The following is a 19,670-nucleotide window of genomic DNA, read 5'->3' on the forward strand; positions in this document are numbered from 1 at the left end:
ACCTGAACCTGCATTAATCGGTAAAAAGAGCACCCCTGCTCCAATTGCAGTTCCAAATAGACTGAGTGCCCATGTAGTATCCTGCTTATGCCACTTTTTCGGATCTGCATATTGCTCATTTTTTCGTGCGGTATTTTCAGCTTGAACTTCTATTTTCTTTGCAGTATTCCCGTTCATATAATAACTCCCCCTTGTATCTATTCCTGCATCTCTCTTTGCACCTAACAAATATTCCCTTTCTGGAAAATGAATTCCTTACAAGTTGCCCCACATTGTATGTCCTTCATCATAGTGAATCCAAATTGAAACATTCGCTAATTAGCGTCCTAATATAATTGTTAGCGTTCACAAAAAAGTTTACTCGTAATATCCGCTCTTTATATAAAGACCCCTTAAGAGAACAATATAGAATAGACTTCATAAATACGTTGCAACATTTCTAATAACAGTGTATTACTTTAATGGTTTCTCTTTTTTACTTTTAACAGTAATTTTAGCTAAACCGGCCTCTCTTCATTTGCGAGGCATTTCTTTCTCAATTCTATACATTACCTTCATAACTTCGGTAGCACTGATGATATTGCTTACACAAGCCACTGAAGCACATTACATACATTTCGCCTCTAATCACACACCTTTCTTACTAGTAATCGCATTTTTTATATTTTCTCCAGAGATAATAAAATTTCTCTCGACGCCCTCATTATAACGTGTATATTTATAAAATTAATATTTTTATATTTTCAGAAATATTAAAGTGGAATAATTTTATATGGATAATATTTTACAGTTAGCATGTAGCCATTGTTTTTATCGCTTAAAGCTGAATTAGTTAGTAAAAAAATACAATAATACATTGTTTTTCTAGGTTACTCATTATAAAGATACTTATATCCCCTTTATCAAAAAATTTCATTTTAAACATAAAAGATATTCTAATAAATAATTAATGTAGGTAAAAAAAAAAATTCCAAAATAAAAAAACCAAATTTTAGGATATATATTATTAATATTGAATTCATATGCATTTTAAAAAGATACACTGAGTAAAAAACAAAAAAGCTGCCCCATATGGACAGCTCATTTACATAATTATCGTTATCAGGAATATCTCTATGTTTGTAATGAATCGTTTTTACATCATTTCCTTTTATGCGAAAAGTAATTGTGTCCTCTCCATAAGGCGGATTGTGTGCACCCTCAAAAGTTTAAATTTTAAAATCCCTCATTAACTAGCTCTTTTATCGAGTTTAATTTTGAAGAAAGCTCGATAAACCATTCTTCATCCCCTGTTAATAATGCAAGATCTATAAGATAAAGGATTTGTTCCTTATTTATTACCTTTGATTCAGGGAGTTTGTTAACGTGTTTACTAAAGAGTAAAATCGCTTCGTTTATTGTGTACTGGCCGTCACGTTTCACAATACTAACTGTAACTATATCCTCTACATCATCAAGTGATACAATATAACCAACTATTAATTCACCTTCATTTGATATTCCACGAACCCAATCTCCTACTTTTAAAACATGATTATTATTTGACATCATACCGTTTCACCTTCCTATAAATATTTTTTGTGACAATAAAAAAGATATAAAAACAATTATACTGTAATATTTTTCATTACATTTAAGTGTTAAGAACTCACGGCTATATAATAATTAAGCCGCTTAACGCTCTTGATTGATAAGGTCAACAACTTCTTTCATTGTATAATTCTTTAAGTATTCACCTAGATGCTCTTCAGCACCTAAGAAAATAGCGAAAAGAACTTTTCGCATGTTCGAACCTACAACACACTGATTGTTTGATTCTGGACACTTCGGCTGCAAAGCACCTTCAGAGGTTATCTGATAAATATGCCAAAGATTAATTTCATCTAAATCGCGAGCGAAAATAAAACCGCCACCAGTCCCCTCTTTCGATTGTATAAACTTATGTTTTTTTAACAAACTTAGTACTTTGCGAATGCGTACTGGATGTACACCTGCACTTTCTGAAATAGCATTACTTGTTGACATCCGATCTGGCTGTAAAGCTAAATAAGTTAAACTGTGTATGGCCAAGGTAAAGTCGCTGTTCATGATTTTCCTCCTACGATCAAAAATATTGTTTCTCATATATTAACTGTAGCCATAAATATTACAGATAGGTTAGAACGTTAAAACATATAGAATACTTCTTGCCATAAAAAATTAATTCTCTTATATTCTATCCGGTCCCACCTATATCTGATAACTTCATTTAGCTTTTTAAGTTGAAAATAAAATTAAACACTCCACTGTTTCTTCACTTGTTCTTCTGCCAACTGTTTAATTTTTGTCCAAATCGTATCTTTACTCACAATAACATTTGTTTGATAATTTCTATCATTATAATTAACTGTAACACATACTTCAATCATCTTCTGCTTCCTCCTTTCAAAAAACTTTTTCTAAAAATACTACTTATTAATTGGCCAATTTTTGCAATTCAATGTTCAAAAACGTTCGAACGCTACGTGGTAAAAATTTACGAATTTCTTCCTCATTAAAACCAATCTGCAATCTTTTCTCGTCCAGCATAATTGGGCGACGTAACATTAGTGGATGCTCAATTATTAATGTATAAAATTCATTGAGCGAGAGCTCCTCAATATTTATATTTAAGTCCTGAAAAGTTTTGGATCTAGTTGAAATAATTTCAGTAGCCCCCTCTTCAGTTAAACGAAGAATCGATTTAAGCTCATCAACTGTCATAGAATTTGATACGATGTTTTTTTCAATATAATCAATTTGATGCTCTTCAAGCCATGCTTTCGCTTTTCGGCATGAGGCACAGCTTGCTGTTGTATATAGAATTACCATATTTAACTCACTCCTTTAATGTTATGAAACGTACATTTTAAACATCGGTTATTGAAATGTATTAAAAAAAATTACAGTTTAGAATCAAATACAAGCAATATTATTTATTCGAGAATATTTAATTTATCTACATTTTACAGACGATAACAACTCACTTCTAAAAACTATACTGTAATTTTAAACTTTACAGTTCTATAAATCAAATGTTAAGTCTTGGATTCATTCTATTAACGTATAATAGGAGCAGTTGAGACAATACTTGCCTCAACCGATTTTTATATCTCTTTATAATTTTTTGCAGTAATGACTGTTTCAAACTCAAAGGTTTCGGGTAGATGATCTGCATAAGAATATTCAAAAGTTCGTCCATCCGTTAAATAAGCTACTTGTTCAACTCGCATTAGGAAATCCTGATTTGTTAAGTTCATAAACTGCTTTTCCCTATCATCTGGGCGAATTCCTTTAACCCTGACAACAGATGTCCCTACTTCAAGACCAAGTTTATTTTGAATATGTGAGTATATCGACTCCTCTAAAACAGAAGCCTCAACACCTGGGATAACCGAAATTGGCATCCATGTATGCTCCATAATCGTCGGAATGCTGTGAATGATGCGGAGGCGAATGATTTTATAGACGAAATCACCGATTGAAACTCCCAATTTCTCAGCAACTACTTCATCAGCCCCAACAATCGCAAACTCGATAATTTTACTTTCTACCTCACTGCCGTATACAGCTTTCGTACCCGTTAAAGTTTGAATCATTCGTGCCTTTTCCTGTTGACGCCAATCTTGCACCACTGTTCCACTTCCGCGCCGGCGGATGATGTAGCCATCTCTAACTAATAGATCCAGCGCTTTCTTAATAGTAAGGGCTGAAACACCAAATTCTTCAGCAAGGACGGGGCTACTCGGAATTTTTTCGTTGATTTTATATTCACCATCTAAAATTTGCTGTTTAATCTTTTGATAAATGCCGAGGTATTTTACTTGTGTTGATCCGCTTGCCATTTCCATACCTCCTTTATACTGCAAACTCTCTTCTATTCATTCAAATGTAAAGCCTCAAGTTTGTAAACTGAAGGTGATGGGGCAGCAAATCCATTTTCTAAGATTTCAATATTCGTTACCGCTTCTTCGTCTTTCACAAGTTTTGGTGCACCATTTATAATTGTTTCATACGCGGCATCATAGAAACGACCGTAATCACCAAGTGGCGTTTTAATTTGTTTTTCAATCCAGTCACCATTTGCATTACGATACTTAGCAACTCCATAGTACATCGGTGAATCTTCACCAAATCCTGCACTCTCAGGCATAACACCCGCTTTCAAATCATTTTCCTGCTGATCTTCACCATATTTAATAAATGATCCATTTGTTCCATGGACGATAAAGCGTGGATAATCTTTTGCTACGACATGGTTCGTTTTCAGCTTAATCTTCAACTGATTTCCGTAATGTAAACCAACATCGAAATAGTTATCAACCGCACCTTCCATTTCATTATTACGAATATCGTATGTCACCGTATCTGGACGGCCGAATAGTGAAATCATACGGTCCATCGTATGAATACCTAAACTGTAAAATGAACCTTCTTCTTTTGGAGCTTCATGAGTGATTGAACCAGGACGGAAATAATCAATATGTGATTCAATCTCAATAATATCACCAAGGAATCCTTGTTCAATTACTTGCTTCACAGCTAAAAAATCACCATCAAAACGGCGGTTTTGATAAGGCATAACTACTACACCTTTTTCTCGTCCTAAAGCTAATAATTCTTTCGCATGTTCCACTGTATCGCAAAATGGTTTTTCAACGATAACTGACTTTCCAGCAAGTATAACTTTTTTTGCTAATTCATAATGCGTATGTGCTGGCGTACAGATCGTCACCACTTGAATTTCCTTGTCATTCAACAATTCGTCCAAATCAGTAGTGAAGTAAACACCTTTTTCCTTATATGGAGCCGCTAATTTTTCATTTATTTGACGTACAAAAATCGTTTTTATTTTTATATTATTACGCGTGTTTACATAAGGTAAGTGATAGCGGTTAGCTGACTTTCCAAATCCAATAAAGCCCATTGTTAATGTCATATTTTTCAACTTCCTTGCTCATAAATTTTCGTTTCTATATTTATTATATAATTTAATTATTAAAAGTATATAGTTTTAACTTTATAATTATATATTAAATAAAAAATCCACGATAAAATTCGTTCTCACTATAAGTTATGGACCTATAAAGTGAAACTTTAATCAGTGGGGCGATTTATTCTCTACTGATTATTTACCCGTAAATACCGGGATGAAAAGGAGCGTAATGAACATGGCATATACTACTATATCTATGGAAATTTTCGGATCAACTGAACAAGTATGGCAATTAATCGGAGGTTTCAACTCCCTTCCAGACTGGTTACCTTATATACCTAGCAGTAAATTAACTGAAGGCGGTCGTGTACGTCATCTAGCTAATCCAGATGGTGAAACAATTATAGAACGCTTAGAAGTATTCAATGATAAGGAACGCTACTACACGTATTCAATCATGAATGCACCGTTCCCGGTCACTAATTATTTATCTACAATCCAAGTTAAAGAAGGTACTGAAAGTAACACATCGTTAGTAGAGTGGTCTGGTACGTTCACTCCTGTTGCGGTTAGTGATGAAGAGGCAATAAATCTGTTTCATGGTATATACAGCGATGGACTGAAAGCATTGCAGCAAGCATTTCTAGATTGATTCATGTAATTGATTGAGACGAAAAAGTTAATTAACAGTCAAACATTCGACTTTGTGGTTAAGTTCATTATGAAAGATAAACAAATACAAATTTCATGCCTGCTTGTTAATGACAAGAAATAAAAAATACTACCTCCAAATGGAAGGTAGTATTTTTTTATTAATCAGGAAAAACAATTAATCCCTCTTCTTTTTCCTCCTGTTTTAAATCTTCTTCTGGGAAGGTTACAGTTGAATTTTTATCCCCTGTTTTTTTTGTTTCTTCACCTGGAAATACGAAAGTTGAATTTTCTTTTCCTTCATTTTTTTCTACGTTATCTGGAAATACCATAGAATCATTGGTAGTCAAATCACTATGAAAACCAAGGTTAGACAAAATCGCTTTTAAATCTGGTAAAACCCCTATTTTATCAGATGATGGATTATTAGACTTTGTGCCTGTATTAGGATTACTTAAAATTGCTCTCAATTCTTTTGGTGTATATGCCTTACCTAAATGTTCTTTAGCAATCCCTTGAATTGATACAGCAGCCCCAGCGATTATAGGCGAAGCGCTAGAAGTACCACGGAAATTAGAAGTATAACGATTCATTATACTCTGATCTGTAACTTTTTGTCCTTTACTATTTTGATTTTGATATGTATCTAATGTGTCAACATACTCTCCCCAACCATATACATCAATTCTACTACCATAGTTAGAGAAACCTAAACGTTTATGAGGAACTCTTGCAGTAGATGCTCCAACTATAATAGCTCCTGAATCTTTAAAGTCTGGACTATTTCGATTTAAAATCTGTTTACCATTACGGTCTTTAAATTCATCTAAATCAATCCCACCATTACCAGCTGCTTCTACAATAATAATGCCTTTATCTGTACCTTTGCGAATTGCGTTAAATATACTCGGGTATACTTCTACTGGTAAAGGGTCATCTCCATATCCATCATATTTAAAGGATTCCTCTATTAATAAAACATCTCCAGCCTGTAAAGAATCTACGGCACTTAAAATAGCATCTCTTACATCGATTCTCCCATTATCTCGGATCACTGAAATTACTTTTGCCTTTGCTTTTGGTGCAATCCCAATGTTCCCAATCCGATTGTCAGCTGCAGAAACAACACCTAGAACTGAAGTACCATGAGAAAGATCATTACTCATTTTTCCAGACATAAATTCAATATTTTGACCGACTAAATCTTCATGATTTAATAACCAGCCTTCTTCCAAATCTACAAAAGTTGCTCCTTGACCATCTCCTCCTTTAATTCCCCAAGCATAAGGAGCATTAATTCCTAAAGGTGCCTCTTCAAGATATCCCTGTCTCGAAAATCTAGGGTCATCATAAGGATTGATTGATAATACAGGCAATCTCGAGCTAGGCGTTGTGTTTATACTCTTATTAGAACGAACTTGTATTTTACTAGAATCGTTATTAACAGCATGTACTGTATTTGTTACAAATGTCGTACCTACCCCAGCAAAAGTTGTAATTGCAAGTGATGATATCAACATACCTTTAAAATTTTTCATCTTTCCACCTCTAGTTTTCTATTAGAATTAACATATTTAATAATGTGTATGAACCGAAAAGCTTTTTATCTTATTATAAAAATTAATAGATTTTTATAACTTTTTGATTTACATAAAAACTCCTTTCATTCTTGTAATTCAATGTGTATATTTCAAAATAACAAACTCACTGTAACTATTATAGTTACACCTTTATTGATTTTCAACTACGAAATATAAATTTTTAAAAATAAATTTATATTACTTTAAAACAGAGCTAACCTTTTACGCATATAAAAAAAACAAAATATCTGTGCAAATTACAGCGGTGAATAAGTTTATAGACTGCAAAAAAACAAGAAAAAGCAAAACACTAAGTGCTTTGCTCCTTATAAAATTCCTTTTAACTTTTCACCAATTAACCTCGCTACATACTCATAGCCTTCTGGTCCAAAGTGTAATCCATCTTTTTCACCATTTTCTACAAATCTTTTATAATCCCGTTCTTGAATCATTTCAGCGAATACGTTTAGAAAATAACTTCCTGTTTCCCTCGCCACTTTCTCCACCACGTCTGCATACTGACCAAGCACTCTATTTGTTCTATTACGCTGTCTTTCTTCATCAACTGGTGCAGGACTAATCAGTAGTACTTTATGTGATGAAATATGGTTCACAATCTTCTCTAAGTTTTCTTTATATGCTTGTAATGACACTTGAGAAAAAGAAACTGCATCATTCGTACCAAGAAAAACTGTTACGAAATCTGGTTTATATGATATTACATCTTCTTCAATCCTATGTAACGCATCGAATGTATTATCCCCTGGAACACCTGCATTCACTACTTTCCACTTCGGAAACATCTCTTGCAAACGTGGTGTTAATCTCGGCATTCCATCAAAAAATGTTTCATCAGCTGTAATACTATCTCCAAAGCATACTAACGTTTTCATTAAGCTACTCTCCTTTTACGTATGAAACAACTTTCCTTCTATTGCTTTTATATATCTTTCAGCAGAACGTTCAACTGCCTCATCTGCATTTTCTTTTACTACTCGATGAAAAGCATTGTATAAACGATTAAACTGTAACGGCTTCACTCGGTTCACCATTTCTTCCACTTTTCTCGCTGGTAATGGAATTAAGTTTGGATAGCTATACATAAAACTTACCCACCGCTCATCCGCTACAACTTGAATAATATCACCTGTTAACAAAATCCCTTTTCCATCATTACCTTCTTCCCAATGCAATACAGAACCACCACTAAAATGTCCTCCAAGACGATGTACAGTAATCCCATCCGCTAATTGTAAAGACTCACCAGACCAATAAATAATACGACTACTTGGGCGCATCACCCATTCTTTATCATCTTCATGTATATAAATTGGTACATCAAATGTCTCTGCCCATTCTACTTGCGTTGAATAATAATGAGGATGAGACAATGCAATCGCATCTAATCCACCAAGCTCTTTTATTTTCGCAATTGTCGTTTCATCTAAATACGTAATGCAGTCCCATAGTAAACGATATGACTCTGTTTTCACTATAAATGCCGTTTGACCGATCGCAAATCCTGGTTTTGTCGTAATACTATAAAGTCCATTTTCCTCTTCGATTATTACATTTTTATATGTATCATCTGTTTGCAAATTTTCTAAAGTCGTCCAAGACTGCCCTTTTGGATTCACATATTGCCTCTCTTCATCACAAATATGACAACTCACCGGTTCCTCTACACTCGCTGCATACTGCACACCACACGTTGTACAAACGAAATTTTTCATAATAATTCCCCCTATCCCTATATTTTTATTAAACTGATTTTTGTTGATAATAATCTACTTTTTTATTTTCAATTAATAAACTTATAAAAGTAAGTAAATAAACAACTGTAACTGACAATGGAATTACAGTAAATCCTTTTTGGCTTCTGCAACATTCATCTCACTATCTCCCCCAAAATATTTGTACTATAAAGTCACCTCAACCTCGTCCATCCAATAACGCCAACCTGCTAAATAATCTTCTAAATCTTTCGGGTGGTGCCGTAAACATGTATCTATACGCAAATATAATCCTATGACTATTTCTTCATATAAATCACGGTCTTTTTTATAAAATACACATTGTTTCATCGCATAATCGATTGTTTCTTTTGTTAAATCTTCCGGGGTTGAACAGAACGCATAAATCAAATCATATATAGGATCTCCTAACACTGGTAAAGGATCAATTACACCGTGCAGTTTATTCCCTTGAAATATAAAATTATGAAATCCAAGATCACCATGCAATAAAAATGGCTGATTTATTCCAGTCCCCCTACTTGGACTATTTGCTAACTTAAAAACCGTTCTATACTCTTCCTCACTTATGTAACGTCTTACATTTTCATGAGCTTCCATCACATTTGTCGTTAAAAATTCATTCCAAGATTGAACTGGGCTTTCTTTCCATCCCCAGCCATCAACCTCTGTAGCTACTTCATACTTATTGATAACTTCCTTTACAAGTTTACTAAGAACACTCCGTTTATGGCCTAGTTTGCAAGAAGTTGTGCCCTCAAGGAATGAGTAAACAATATAGCGATTTAAAGGTTCCTTATATAAAAGCTTTGGAAATAATTCGTCCTTTTTATAAAACTGAAGAAAATAAGCTTCTTCACGTATGACATCCGATTCATTCAACTTTATAACGTATTGTTCATCTAACAAATATATAGTACTTGTCGTTCCCCCGTTTAATGCTTTTACGCTATTTGGATAATGTGAAATAACTTTTTCCTTAACTAGTTGTGCAGTGATTATTGAAATGTCCATTCTCTCACCCTTCAACTCCGAATATTTCCTTAATTCAAAAGACAACTTTACTATCATTTGACAAACAAAAGTAAAATCCTTTCAATCGCCCTGATATAACAAACAACAATTTTATTTTATTACAATGACTTTCTTCAATATTCCATTTATGATAACGTGATTTTATCACTCTAAATGCTCTTCATATACTCTAATAATTTCTATTGCAGGGTCTCTGTCTTGTAATTTATGAGCCAAACTTTCTACACCAAACACTTCTGTAAACGTATGACTACCTACAATTAAATTAATTCCTTTAAATTTCGCATGTTGCACTGTATATAATGTTTTTTCACCTGTTATGTACGTGTCACATCCTTTTTCTAATGCACGTTCAATCAAATTTGTATTATTTCCTGCACCGGTTAAGATTGCAATCCGTTTTACTGGTTTATCGTGATTTCTCCAGCTCTTCACTTTCTCTTCCATTTTTTCTTCAAGTTTTCCAACTAAGTTTGAAAAAGGAATGGCTTCTTTATATTCTCCTATTCCTGGTAGTTCTTCTTCCTCATAGGTTGAATATTCCAGTATTGTATCTATCCTAATTTCGTTAAATAACGATGTACACGTGCCAAACTTTACAAAATCTAACGGCAAATGAATCCAAAAATGATTCATTTCATATTGCTTCAATTTCTCAATACAAGCCTCTTCCATACCAAATAAAAAACTCCACGGCGCATGATGTGTAACTATCATATCGACTCCATTTCGATACGCTTCTTCAATAGTTTCTAACGTTAAATTTGTTGTGTAACCGATTTTGTGAAATTCATCTTTACTTATATAAGTAAAACCATATTCATCATCGCCATATTTATGAAGATGCTCTCCAAATAGTGATGTTATATGTTCATTAAATTGCTTTATATTCATTTTTATTTCTCCTTTCATTTACTTTTATATTTCATAAATAAGGAAATACTAAATTACAACGTTACATACATATAGGAGGACAATATGAAACCTGAATTTTTAAAAGCTGTACATGATGCAATCGGAAATGTCGAACACATTCATATAGAGGAAAGCGGTGCTGACAGCTTACTTATTCATCATGATGATGCACAGCAGTTACAACAAGTTGCTAAGGCGTTAGAAAATAATAATTTCCGCTCCGCTTTAAGAACAACTGGAAATGCTTCGTACATTGAAGTATTGAACAGATAATGAAAGTCCGGATGTATTCCGGGCTTTCTTTTTATCCCGCTATTCACCGGGCAGTAAGACCCCACTGATTAAAGTTTCACTTTATATTGAAACTTCAAACTCTTTCACATACACCGCTGTTCCAGCAATATCTATTTGTAACTTTTCGTTTTCTATCCCTTTCGTTACATAAACAGTTACACGACCATCTTTATTTATTTCCTGTCCTTGCTCAACGATTAAACTCAATTCATGTTCAAAACCTTTCTCTAAATACTCCGCATAATACGCTCCCATTACACCTGAAGCTGTTCCTGTCACTGGATCTTCAATCGTCCCAGCGTAAGCTGATGAAAAATGACGGCCGTGCATTTGTGCTATTTCATCATAAGTTTCTAGACAAATTGGGTGAATAGAAGCATTAGGTATTTCTTTTAATACTGATGGAAATGCAGCATTATTAGGTTTCATTCTCTCACATGCATTAAGATTTTTAATCGGTACAATTACAGTCCAATTACCAGTACTTCCATATACAATCGGTAAACTTACATCTAAATCATTTACTTCTAAACCGATACTATGAGCTAATTCTTCTGCTGAACCTGTAAATTCTTTAAACTGAGGTGCTGCCTGTCTCATTTTAATAAAGGTTTCTCCATTTTCATTTACACCTATTTGTATCGGTAAAATCCCAGCCTTCGTTTCAATCATAAGGTTACTTTTCTCTTCTAATAAACCTTTTTCGCGCAAGGCATATATCGTCCCTACTGTCCCATGACCACATAACTCCATTTCAAAACCAGGTGTAAAATAGCGCATTCTTATATCTCCTACTTCTGAGGAAAGAACAAAAGTTGTTTCGTTATATCCAACTTTTTCAGCAATAATTTGCATTTCCTCTTCCGTTAATCCATCTGCTTCTAATACAATACCTGCTGGATTTCCCTTATTTGGTTTATTCGTAAATGCGTCTTAATGAAATATATTTATAGTCTTCATTTTCTTTTCTCCTTATTTGTCCATTTCTTTATTTTTATAATCAATAAGAAAATCGATCTAACCAACTTTCATAATCAGCTTTTTGAAATGGACGGATAATGAGTCTATCCGTCTCTACTTCTAATAACGATAGCTTCATTTAATTTCATCCCTCGAAATATTAATTGAATATTCTTTATTATCTTACACAAAATACAAAATCTAGTAAATCATTATGTTTTTGATACATAAAAACCCAGTCATGCTTTATACATAACTGGGTTCTCCATCGTTTCATAATTTTCTATTTCACAAGAACTGCATCTCGTAATTCCCTCTTCAACACTTTTCCTAAAGCGTTTTTCGGTAACTCATCTATGAATACTACTTCTGGTATTTTATAACTTGCTAACTTCTCCTTACAATACTGAATAATACTTTCTTCTGTTAATGTTGTTTCGCCATCCTTCACAATGTAAGCTCTTGGAACCTCTCCCCAAAAGTCATCTGGAACTCCAACTACTGCAACTTCTAAAACACCATGTATTTCATGAATAACATCTTCTACTTGATCTGGATATACGTTGTCACCACCGCGTATAATAACGTCTTTATATCTTCCCATAATATGCAGGAATCCATCATCATCTATCATGCCAGCATCACCCATGTTAAACCAGTTATCTTTTACTACCTTCTTTGTCGCCTTTTCATTATTCCAATATCCTTTAAACATGTATGGACTTTTCACATGAATCTCTCCAACTTCATTTGTTGTTAGTTCATGTTCTGTTTCCGGATGAACAATTTTCACCTCTACATTTTTCAAGGTCTTTCCTACAGAAGACATCTTTTCTTTTCCCATCATTGGATGCCATGAGGTTACAACCCAACCTTCTGTACTACCATAGCCTTGCACCATATATATGCCTTTTTCCATATATTTTTGAATGAGTGTTTCTGGCACTTTTGTACCACCGCTTTGTGCTACTTTAAAGGTTGAAATGTTACGTTCTTTTTTATTTAGTTCATCAAGCATGTAACTATAAACGGCTGGGAAAGCAAGCATCGTAGTAATTTTCTCTTCTTCAATCTTATCCCAAATAAGAGCAGGATTCGAATCAGCTAAGAAGATCATCGTAACGCCATGATAAATACAATTTAAAATAGAAAGCACGCCACTCATATGAAACAATGGATGCACAGATAAAAAGCGTTCACCTGCTGGGATTTCTCTTTGTCCCGCAATTTCAGCAAAATAATGATGTAAGTTTTTATGTCCAATTACACATGCTTTTGCCTGTCCAGTCGTTCCTGATGTAAACAAGTAAATGGCATCGTCTTCTTCATGAACTTCTACGTTCGGTTCTGTCGTTGGCTGTTTTTGCAACTCTAATTCAAATGAACCAAAGTCTTCTTTTGTTGTTTGAATTACATAAGGAATTTCTTTAACAGCATCAACCTTTAATAACACTTCATTAAATTCTTCATCAATAACTAACACTTTTAATTTCGCTTCTTTTACAATCGTTTCTAATTCATAAACAGTCAGCTGATGATTTAGCGGAATAAATACCGCTCCAATTTTTAAACTTGCCATCATAACGCTTGGAAATGGGTGATTATTTTTGCATAGTATTCCTATACGATCTCCTCTTTGCACACCATTATGTAACAAATAATGTGCAAACTGATTTACTCGTTCATTATATTGCTGAAACGAATATCTTTTCTTCCCCCCTACAAGCGCTTCCAAATTTGGTGATTGCATTGCTCTCTTTTGTAATAATTGTCGCATCGTTCTCAAGTAAAACTCCCCTTTATATATGTTAGGTTTTTTATTTTACCAGATTAACTATTAATTTACTAAAGATTACACTTAGTGAATATAAGAAGAATATAAAATATCCATTTACTTTACAAGTAAATGGATATTTCCCATTATATATTAGAATACTTCTTGTTCATCACATATTGCACATACTCAGGTGCACTTTTATCAATCTCTTCATCGCTTAGTTTATATTCTGCACCATATAAATAAAAGGAAGGTATAAATTCCATACCTGTGTATAAGCATGTAGCTTGGAATGGTTTCGTCAACTCATCCATTGTAATTCCACTATTTTCATAGTCTTTTTCTAATCCACCTATAGAAATAGCTACACCAAATTCTTTCCCCTTCACTTTATCTCCTTTAGATCCGTACGCAAATCCATATGTTAATACATCATCGAACCATTTTTTTAATAATGGTGGTGAGCTGTACCAGTAAAGCGGAAATTGAAATATATATCTGTCATGTTCTACTAATAACTTTTGCTCTTCTTCAATATTAAACTCCCAATTCGGTGCCACTTTATACAATTCATGCACCGTAATTTCATCCGAATATTTCTCAAGTTCTTCAATCCATCTTTTATTAATTTTTGATTTTTCAATATCAGGATGTGCTACAATTACAAGTGTTTTCATCTTTTTTCATCCCCTTTATAAATTATTCAACCCTTTACGTATTAGTATGAATGAGTCACATATAATTGAAAAGTACGTACTTTAAAGTGCTATAGGAACCTTAAAGTACCTGTGGAGGTGTTATATGAATCAAAATGATAATTGCCCAATTGCAACAACACTCGATGTAATCGGTGGAAAATGGAAAGTTCATATTTTATGTATTTTGTCAGATGGAAAAATGCGAACAAATGAAATTAAACGAGAAATCCCAAACATTACACAAAAGGTTCTTACACAACAACTTCGGCAACTTGAAGCTGATGGGATTATCTATCGTACCGTATATCAAGAAGTTCCACCAAAGGTTGAGTACACACTAAGTGAATACGGAAAATCTTTAATGCAAATAATGGATAATCTGTTTGAATGGGGAAAAGATCATCAGATTAAAAGATTACATGACTAAAAAAGCACTATATACTTTGTTTCATCCTCTACGTTCATATTTTTTATTTCTATAAAGTTTATTTTCATCATTTTTTAGCTAACTTGTTTTCTTAGATTGATGGACGTGACCCCACATCCATCAATCTAAAAAGATACAATTAGAAAAATGAGATTTCTATAAAGTTTCGCATATAAACACTACTTCCGCCTTATTAAACGCTCGCTCTACTTTTTCTAATCTCAATTGTACGTAAGCTATAAAGAAGCACCCCTAAACCGAGAATTTTTTCATTATTAGACACATTAGAACCTAAGGTAATAGTAGGTACATTTAAACCCATAAACCTTTCACTCCATTCTATAGGCATATAAAAAGATACTCCTTAAAAATAAAAAACGCTATTCTCTCTGTAAAATCATAGAAAAGAATAGCGCTTTTTATTTTGAAATAGAAATCATCATTTAAACTAAACATGCTAATATTGATTTTGTGCGATTGTCAGTTACCTCATAATAAATTTCTAATCCTTTCCGAGTACCTGTAACCATTTTAGCAGCTTTTAGTTTAGATAAATGTTGACTAATTGTACTTTGAGGCATTTGTAAATCCCCATACATTGTTGTTACATTAGTAGGACCTTTTGCAAGCATTATTTTTACTAAAGATAGACGAACTGGATGCGCCAATACCTTTAACACCTCAGCGATTTCTTGAAACATTTCTTTTTTTTCTTTCATCTTATTTCTCCCCTTTTATATACATATTTATGTTATCCATATATATAATTCGGAGGTATATACGTTTTTGTGTCCGTCATTTTAAAAAAATATAAAAAAACTTTAATCCGAAACTAAAGGATTAGCTTAACATAATGTCTCACCATTAATGATGAATAGGAATCTCATTATAGAAGCAGCAGTTTTTATACTACAACTCTACATTCAACTAACTAAAACCAATGAAAAAAAGAGCAGATAGTCTGCTCTTTTATGATGCCTCCTTATGTTCCGTGGAATGTTTAACACTCCCCAGTCTCTTTAGTTTATTCCACCCTACCGCTACTCCTCGAAGCGATGAGAATATAGATTTAATGACAACATAAGTCATAAATTGGCGATAAATAAAACGTTGTAAAATTAACCATGCCAATGGTTTTGGGTTCTCTTCCTCTAATTTAAATGCGAACAGAGAAGCGAGAAGATCCATTATAAAGAAAACAAGATAAAATCCTAAAACTTTTAGCGGATTACTACTAAATAGTCCTATAATCATTAATATATCTGCAAAAGGAGCAATGAATTGCAGCACATATTGGAATAACCACATATTAGGCAGTGCAATAAATCCTAATGTTTTATGCTTTGGATTACATAACGCTTTTCGATGTTTCCAAAGACATTGAAGTGTACCATATGACCAACGATACCGCTGTTTAATGAGACTTTTCACATCTTCAGGTGATTCCGTAAAAGCATGCGCTTTTTCTTCATATACAATTCTATGCCCTTGACGTAAAAATGTAATAGTAAGATCCGTATCTTCTGCTAACGTATCTTCGCTTAAATATCCAGATTCAACTACATTCTTTTTGCGCCACGCCCCAATAGCTCCTGGAACTACTGTAATACAATTTAACTCATCAAAAGCTCTACGTTCTAAATTAAACCCTGTAATGTACTCAACATGTTGCCAAGTAGTTAACAAATTCCGTCTATTCCCCACTTTGACATTACCTGAAACTGCAGCTACATTCTGATCTTCAAAGTGTCTAACCATTAGAGAAATGGCGTCTTGCGCAATAATAGTATCCGCATCTAAAGTGACAATGATTTCTCCTCGCGATTGTTGAAACCCTAGGTTCATTGCCGATGATTTCCCGCCGTTTTCTTTCTGAATGAGACGAACTTTAGGGTGTTTATAAAATGTTTCTTGCATTACTTTTGACGTACCATCTGTCGATCCGTCATCCACAACAATAACTTCAAATTCTCTATAATTACTATCCAAAATTGAGTGAATTGTCTTGGCTATCACCTTTTCTTCATTATATGCTGCTATGACAACACTAACAAAAGGTTGATAGGACGAATTAATATAGCGAGATAACGTTTTTCTTTTCTGCTTCCATGCAAAATAAATTAAGAATAAAAATCGAAAAATCCCTAATCCAATAGCAATATAAAAAATAGTTGTTAATATATGCTTAAGGTATCCTGCCCCTGAAAAGACAGCTTTATTGTAAAGTAAATATTGCTTCCCCTCAGAAGAAACAGGAGGCATAATTTCATCTCGTTCTTTATTCATTAAATCTGAAATTGTTACAAAACTATATCCATGCTTTTTTAGGTCTTTAATAATGATTGGGAGCGCCTCTACTGTATGTGTACGGTTCCCTCCCGCATCATGGAGAAGAATAATATTTCCCTCTCCCTTATAAATGGGATTAAGAGCACGCTTTACTAATTCATTTGTTGATGGTGTTGCCCAGTCTTCGGGATCAACTTTTTCCGCTACCATTGTATAGTTCATATTTTGTGCACGTAAAATAGGCAATATTTCATTTGATGAATCTGGGTTAGCATCCGCTTCATATGGTGGTCTAAATAAAACCGTAGAATGTCCAGTTACTTCCTGAATTAAACGTTGCGTCGTATTAAGTTCTACTTTCGTTCGTAGTAAAGACGTATCTGCTATGTTAGGATGCTTGAAAGTATGATTGCCAATTTCATGCCCTTCATCGTATATTCTTTTTACAATACTAGTATTTAGTTGCGCGTTTTCACCAAGTACAAAAAAAGCAGCTTTTATTTGATTCTCTTTTAATATATCTAATATTTCTGGCGTATATTTCGGGTCTGGTCCATCATCAAATGTTAATACTACTTGTTTCCCATTTGGTTTTCCATATCGTTGCACTTCATATGCAGATGGTAAGGATCTATATACTTCATCTGTAATATACTCATCTTTGCCTACTTTAAAATCTCTCAATCCATTTTTTCTTTCATTCTCAATCTGTAAAATTTCACCTTGTCCAGAATAATTCACTTCATCTAAACTACTGATTTTATGTAATACATTAGGATTTTTTTGTACCTCAATAGGATTTTTTAAAACTTTCCATATTGTAGGATCTTCTGCTCCTAATCTCCATAGCGCAAACCCCTTTGCATGATTGTCCATTGCGATTTTCACTTGATTATAAAGAGTAACACCGTCTAAGAACCAAGCAGTATGTTCTTTCTCTCCTGTTTTATATCTAAAATACGGATTTCCACTCATCTTATCCCATTGAATTTTTATATTTGAATCATGAGCCATTGCCATAACTTCTGAGAAAGTCATAGACTTTGCAGCTTCTTTACTATTTACTTCCCAATCATATCCATAGTTACCGAAAGCAACTATAAGTTTATTAGACGGAATATTCAGTTCTTTCAATGTATGTTGGAACCATTTATTTGAAGCAATTGGTCCTGGTTCCCCGGCTCCATAGTGCTCATCGTACATCATTACAATCATTCGATCTATTATTTTTGCTAACGCACTATAATCAAAAGCCTTATCATTAGCTGGAACATCTTGTGTAACGAGCAAATCATGTTCATGAAATTCCTTAGTAAGTTCTTTCATAAAATTTGTTAAGTTTTCTTTATCACTTTCAGGTACGGACTCAAAGTCAATATTAATACCTGAAAACTGACTCTTTTTAACTTCGCTTACTAAATTATTAATAAATTTCGTCTTCACATCATTCGGCGAATTCAGTAACTTATGGATAAGCTCACTATCAGGGCCAGAAGCTTTTTCTGTATAGTTAGTAAGTAACGGCATAATCTTCACATGATTTTTTTTTGCTAGTTTTACAATCTCAGGTTTTATCTCACTTCTAATCGTTAAATCTGCTTTTAAATGATACCACTCTGGTACTAACGTAGTTAATGAATCGATATTTTCTTTTAAAGAAGCGGTACTATTTTCATCCCAGTTTACATAAAAACCATACACTTCTTTAGGATGTTTACTATCCTTCGGCGGATTCACCAAATTTTTATTATCCTTCGTTTCGGTATTTGGGTTAAATTCTTCCTTCTTTAACTGCTGATCACTAAGTTTTTGATTAATTGGTACAAGTTTAGTATCTTGTTGTACAGCGGTATTCATATTTGGAATTTCTGGTGTTGAAAAAATACTTTGAAAGAAAAAATAAAATACAACACTTACACTAACTATTGAGATACATAGAAACCAAATAAAGGCTATGTTTCTCCTTCCTTTCGGATCATAAAAAACAGGTTTTTCTTTATCTTGTTGAATGTTTTTCTCCATTATATTTTTCACATACTCCTTCTTAATAGAACTATAGAATATTAAAGTGCAACTTTAATCAGTGGGGGTTTTGTTCACCCCCCACTAATCATCAGCCCTCACCAATCGGGCTGCCCAGCAAATAGCGGAATAAATCCTTTTAGCTTTGAAATGAATCTCTCACTTCCATATTCTATTGATTCTTCTTTTCATTCCCTTGCTGGTGGCCTCTATTTTCTTGTTGAGACCCCCTACCATTGTTCCCTTGCTCGTTTCCGTCATTTTCTTTCTGGGATCCTCTTCCATTGTTCCCTTGCTGATTCCCATTATTTCCT

19 protein-coding genes and 5 pseudogenes are annotated in these 19,670 nt (G+C 33.6%); 3 read left to right on the forward strand and 21 right to left on the reverse strand.

The window, feature by feature from the left end; all coding sequences use genetic code 11:
• From HMPREF2590_RS30040 to HMPREF2590_RS19230, 8 genes and pseudogenes are all read right to left on the reverse strand, one after another.
• A pseudogene (locus HMPREF2590_RS30040) lies at nt 1-177 on the reverse strand (septum formation initiator); the annotation flags it as partial.
• A 917-nt stretch (nt 178-1,094) separates the two neighbouring features.
• Nucleotides 1,095-1,208 (reverse strand): annotated as a pseudogene (locus tag HMPREF2590_RS30850) (DUF3888 domain-containing protein); the annotation flags it as partial.
• Nucleotides 1,209-1,215: 7 nt separating this feature from the next.
• Nucleotides 1,216-1,551, reverse strand: coding sequence for an IDEAL domain-containing protein (locus tag HMPREF2590_RS19205; protein ID WP_000987462.1), 336 nt, complete (start codon nt 1,549-1,551; stop codon nt 1,216-1,218).
• Between the two features lie 123 nt (nt 1,552-1,674).
• Nucleotides 1,675-2,088 carry an Rrf2-family transcriptional regulator SaiR gene (saiR, locus tag HMPREF2590_RS19210; RefSeq protein ID WP_001083465.1) on the reverse strand — a complete coding sequence of 138 codons (414 nt, stop codon included), beginning with the start codon at nt 2,086-2,088 and terminating at the stop codon, nt 1,675-1,677.
• A 185-nt stretch (nt 2,089-2,273) separates the two neighbouring features.
• Nucleotides 2,274-2,408 carry a BA3454 family stress response protein gene (locus HMPREF2590_RS19215; RefSeq protein ID WP_000573532.1) on the reverse strand — a complete coding sequence of 45 codons (135 nt, stop codon included), beginning with the start codon at nt 2,406-2,408 and terminating at the stop codon, nt 2,274-2,276.
• 46 nt (nt 2,409-2,454) lie between these two features.
• Entirely contained in the window at nt 2,455-2,850 is a 396-nt protein-coding gene (gene spxA / locus HMPREF2590_RS19220; RefSeq protein ID WP_000236190.1) for a transcriptional regulator SpxA, read from the reverse strand.
• 275 nt (nt 2,851-3,125) lie between these two features.
• Nucleotides 3,126-3,863, reverse strand: coding sequence for a GntR family transcriptional regulator (locus tag HMPREF2590_RS19225; protein WP_000146278.1), 738 nt, complete (start codon nt 3,861-3,863; stop codon nt 3,126-3,128).
• Between the two features lie 32 nt (nt 3,864-3,895).
• The gene (locus HMPREF2590_RS19230) at nt 3,896-4,957 is read right to left on the reverse strand and encodes an oxidoreductase (protein ID WP_000176637.1); all 1,062 of its coding nucleotides are present in this window, start codon (nt 4,955-4,957) and stop codon (nt 3,896-3,898) included.
• Between the two features lie 232 nt (nt 4,958-5,189).
• On the opposite strand from HMPREF2590_RS19230, the gene HMPREF2590_RS19235 reads away from it, so the two are divergent.
• Nucleotides 5,190-5,606 carry an SRPBCC family protein gene (locus HMPREF2590_RS19235; protein ID WP_000332044.1) on the forward strand — a complete coding sequence of 139 codons (417 nt, stop codon included), beginning with the start codon at nt 5,190-5,192 and terminating at the stop codon, nt 5,604-5,606.
• Between the two features lie 160 nt (nt 5,607-5,766).
• On the opposite strand, the gene HMPREF2590_RS19240 is transcribed toward HMPREF2590_RS19235, so the two are convergent.
• The 6 genes and pseudogenes from HMPREF2590_RS19240 to HMPREF2590_RS19260 all read right to left on the reverse strand — a co-directional run bounded on the left by HMPREF2590_RS19240 (nt 5,767) and on the right by HMPREF2590_RS19260 (nt 10,868).
• Nucleotides 5,767-7,143, reverse strand: coding sequence for a S8 family peptidase (locus tag HMPREF2590_RS19240; RefSeq protein WP_002005468.1), 1,377 nt, complete (start codon nt 7,141-7,143; stop codon nt 5,767-5,769).
• Between the two features lie 368 nt (nt 7,144-7,511).
• Complete coding sequence (locus tag HMPREF2590_RS19245) at nt 7,512-8,078, reverse strand: SGNH/GDSL hydrolase family protein (RefSeq protein WP_000855199.1); 567 nt, start codon at nt 8,076-8,078, stop codon at nt 7,512-7,514.
• A gap of 15 nt (nt 8,079-8,093) precedes the next feature.
• Nucleotides 8,094-8,918: an MBL fold metallo-hydrolase gene (locus HMPREF2590_RS19250; protein WP_000788170.1), complete on the reverse strand. Its 825-nt coding sequence runs from the start codon at nt 8,916-8,918 to the stop codon at nt 8,094-8,096.
• A 28-nt stretch (nt 8,919-8,946) separates the two neighbouring features.
• Nucleotides 8,947-9,063, reverse strand: a pseudogene (locus tag HMPREF2590_RS31245) (DUF7010 family protein); the annotation flags it as partial.
• Nucleotides 9,064-9,104: 41 nt separating this feature from the next.
• Nucleotides 9,105-9,953 (reverse strand): phosphotransferase, encoded by an 849-nt coding sequence (locus tag HMPREF2590_RS19255; RefSeq protein ID WP_000355253.1) that lies wholly within the window; start codon nt 9,951-9,953, stop codon nt 9,105-9,107.
• 165 nt (nt 9,954-10,118) lie between these two features.
• On the reverse strand, nt 10,119-10,868 hold the full coding sequence (locus tag HMPREF2590_RS19260; protein WP_001022449.1) for a Nif3-like dinuclear metal center hexameric protein: 750 nt from the start codon (nt 10,866-10,868) through the stop codon (nt 10,119-10,121).
• A gap of 84 nt (nt 10,869-10,952) precedes the next feature.
• Between HMPREF2590_RS19260 and HMPREF2590_RS19265 the strand changes: the two genes are divergently transcribed.
• Entirely contained in the window at nt 10,953-11,162 is a 210-nt protein-coding gene (locus tag HMPREF2590_RS19265; RefSeq protein WP_000801651.1) for a hypothetical protein, read from the forward strand.
• Between the two features lie 81 nt (nt 11,163-11,243).
• On the opposite strand, the pseudogene HMPREF2590_RS19270 reads toward HMPREF2590_RS19265, so the two are convergent.
• The 4 genes and pseudogenes from HMPREF2590_RS19270 to HMPREF2590_RS19280 form a co-directional block, all read right to left on the reverse strand.
• Nucleotides 11,244-12,143 (reverse strand): annotated as a pseudogene (locus HMPREF2590_RS19270) (PhzF family phenazine biosynthesis isomerase).
• Between the two features lie 46 nt (nt 12,144-12,189).
• Nucleotides 12,190-12,282, reverse strand: a pseudogene (locus HMPREF2590_RS30575) (GNAT family N-acetyltransferase); the annotation flags it as partial.
• Nucleotides 12,283-12,426: 144 nt separating this feature from the next.
• On the reverse strand, nt 12,427-13,920 hold the full coding sequence (locus HMPREF2590_RS19275; RefSeq protein WP_080989208.1) for a class I adenylate-forming enzyme family protein: 1,494 nt from the start codon (nt 13,918-13,920) through the stop codon (nt 12,427-12,429).
• Between the two features lie 143 nt (nt 13,921-14,063).
• On the reverse strand, nt 14,064-14,597 hold the full coding sequence (locus HMPREF2590_RS19280; protein WP_000855231.1) for an NAD(P)H-dependent oxidoreductase: 534 nt from the start codon (nt 14,595-14,597) through the stop codon (nt 14,064-14,066).
• A 124-nt stretch (nt 14,598-14,721) separates the two neighbouring features.
• Here HMPREF2590_RS19280 and HMPREF2590_RS19285 point away from each other — a divergent pair, with 124 nt between their 5' ends.
• Nucleotides 14,722-15,045: a winged helix-turn-helix transcriptional regulator gene (locus HMPREF2590_RS19285; protein ID WP_001072981.1), complete on the forward strand. Its 324-nt coding sequence runs from the start codon at nt 14,722-14,724 to the stop codon at nt 15,043-15,045.
• A 193-nt stretch (nt 15,046-15,238) separates the two neighbouring features.
• On the opposite strand, the gene HMPREF2590_RS30445 is transcribed toward HMPREF2590_RS19285, so the two are convergent.
• The 3 genes from HMPREF2590_RS30445 to HMPREF2590_RS19300 all read right to left on the reverse strand — a co-directional run bounded on the left by HMPREF2590_RS30445 (nt 15,239) and on the right by HMPREF2590_RS19300 (nt 19,356).
• Nucleotides 15,239-15,394 carry a hypothetical protein gene (locus HMPREF2590_RS30445; RefSeq protein ID WP_002098201.1) on the reverse strand — a complete coding sequence of 52 codons (156 nt, stop codon included), beginning with the start codon at nt 15,392-15,394 and terminating at the stop codon, nt 15,239-15,241.
• A 94-nt stretch (nt 15,395-15,488) separates the two neighbouring features.
• Complete coding sequence (locus HMPREF2590_RS19295; protein ID WP_000660066.1) at nt 15,489-15,764, reverse strand: ArsR/SmtB family transcription factor; 276 nt, start codon at nt 15,762-15,764, stop codon at nt 15,489-15,491.
• A gap of 250 nt (nt 15,765-16,014) precedes the next feature.
• Nucleotides 16,015-19,356, reverse strand: coding sequence for a trifunctional glycoside hydrolase family 18/polysaccharide deacetylase/glycosyltransferase family 2 protein (locus tag HMPREF2590_RS19300; protein ID WP_050822008.1), 3,342 nt, complete (start codon nt 19,354-19,356; stop codon nt 16,015-16,017).
• Between the last annotated feature and the right edge of the window lie 314 nt (nt 19,357-19,670).

This window comes from Bacillus sp. HMSC036E02 (assembly GCF_001836235.1).
In the GTDB taxonomy this organism is placed as follows: domain Bacteria; phylum Bacillota; class Bacilli; order Bacillales; family Bacillaceae_G; genus Bacillus_A; species Bacillus_A cereus.

Excerpts from the sequence above, each read along its gene's own strand:
- spxA (WP_000236190.1), bottom strand. The coding sequence starts at position 2,850 with ATGGTAATTCTATATACAACAGCAAGCTGTGCCTCATGCCGAAAAGCG.
- HMPREF2590_RS19240 (WP_002005468.1), bottom strand. The coding sequence starts at position 7,143 with ATGAAAAATTTTAAAGGTATGTTGATATCATCACTTGCAATTACAACT.
- HMPREF2590_RS19255 (WP_000355253.1), bottom strand. The coding sequence starts at position 9,953 with ATGGACATTTCAATAATCACTGCACAACTAGTTAAGGAAAAAGTTATT.
- HMPREF2590_RS19260 (WP_001022449.1), bottom strand. The coding sequence starts at position 10,868 with ATGAATATAAAGCAATTTAATGAACATATAACATCACTATTTGGAGAG.
- HMPREF2590_RS19215 (WP_000573532.1), bottom strand. The coding sequence starts at position 2,408 with ATGATTGAAGTATGTGTTACAGTTAATTATAATGATAGAAATTATCAA.
- HMPREF2590_RS19230 (WP_000176637.1), bottom strand. The coding sequence starts at position 4,957 with ATGACATTAACAATGGGCTTTATTGGATTTGGAAAGTCAGCTAACCGC.
- HMPREF2590_RS19285 (WP_001072981.1), top strand. The coding sequence starts at position 14,722 with ATGAATCAAAATGATAATTGCCCAATTGCAACAACACTCGATGTAATC.
- HMPREF2590_RS19300 (WP_050822008.1), bottom strand. The coding sequence starts at position 19,356 with ATGGAGAAAAACATTCAACAAGATAAAGAAAAACCTGTTTTTTATGAT.
- HMPREF2590_RS30445 (WP_002098201.1), bottom strand. The coding sequence starts at position 15,394 with ATGCCTATAGAATGGAGTGAAAGGTTTATGGGTTTAAATGTACCTACT.
- HMPREF2590_RS19235 (WP_000332044.1), top strand. The coding sequence starts at position 5,190 with ATGGCATATACTACTATATCTATGGAAATTTTCGGATCAACTGAACAA.
- HMPREF2590_RS19245 (WP_000855199.1), bottom strand. The coding sequence starts at position 8,078 with ATGAAAACGTTAGTATGCTTTGGAGATAGTATTACAGCTGATGAAACA.
- HMPREF2590_RS19225 (WP_000146278.1), bottom strand. The coding sequence starts at position 3,863 with ATGGCAAGCGGATCAACACAAGTAAAATACCTCGGCATTTATCAAAAG.
- HMPREF2590_RS19295 (WP_000660066.1), bottom strand. The coding sequence starts at position 15,764 with ATGAAAGAAAAAAAAGAAATGTTTCAAGAAATCGCTGAGGTGTTAAAG.
- HMPREF2590_RS19275 (WP_080989208.1), bottom strand. The coding sequence starts at position 13,920 with ATGCGACAATTATTACAAAAGAGAGCAATGCAATCACCAAATTTGGAA.
- HMPREF2590_RS19280 (WP_000855231.1), bottom strand. The coding sequence starts at position 14,597 with ATGAAAACACTTGTAATTGTAGCACATCCTGATATTGAAAAATCAAAA.
- HMPREF2590_RS19205 (WP_000987462.1), bottom strand. The coding sequence starts at position 1,551 with ATGATGTCAAATAATAATCATGTTTTAAAAGTAGGAGATTGGGTTCGT.
- saiR (WP_001083465.1), bottom strand. The coding sequence starts at position 2,088 with ATGAACAGCGACTTTACCTTGGCCATACACAGTTTAACTTATTTAGCT.
- HMPREF2590_RS19250 (WP_000788170.1), bottom strand. The coding sequence starts at position 8,918 with ATGAAAAATTTCGTTTGTACAACGTGTGGTGTGCAGTATGCAGCGAGT.
- HMPREF2590_RS19265 (WP_000801651.1), top strand. The coding sequence starts at position 10,953 with ATGAAACCTGAATTTTTAAAAGCTGTACATGATGCAATCGGAAATGTC.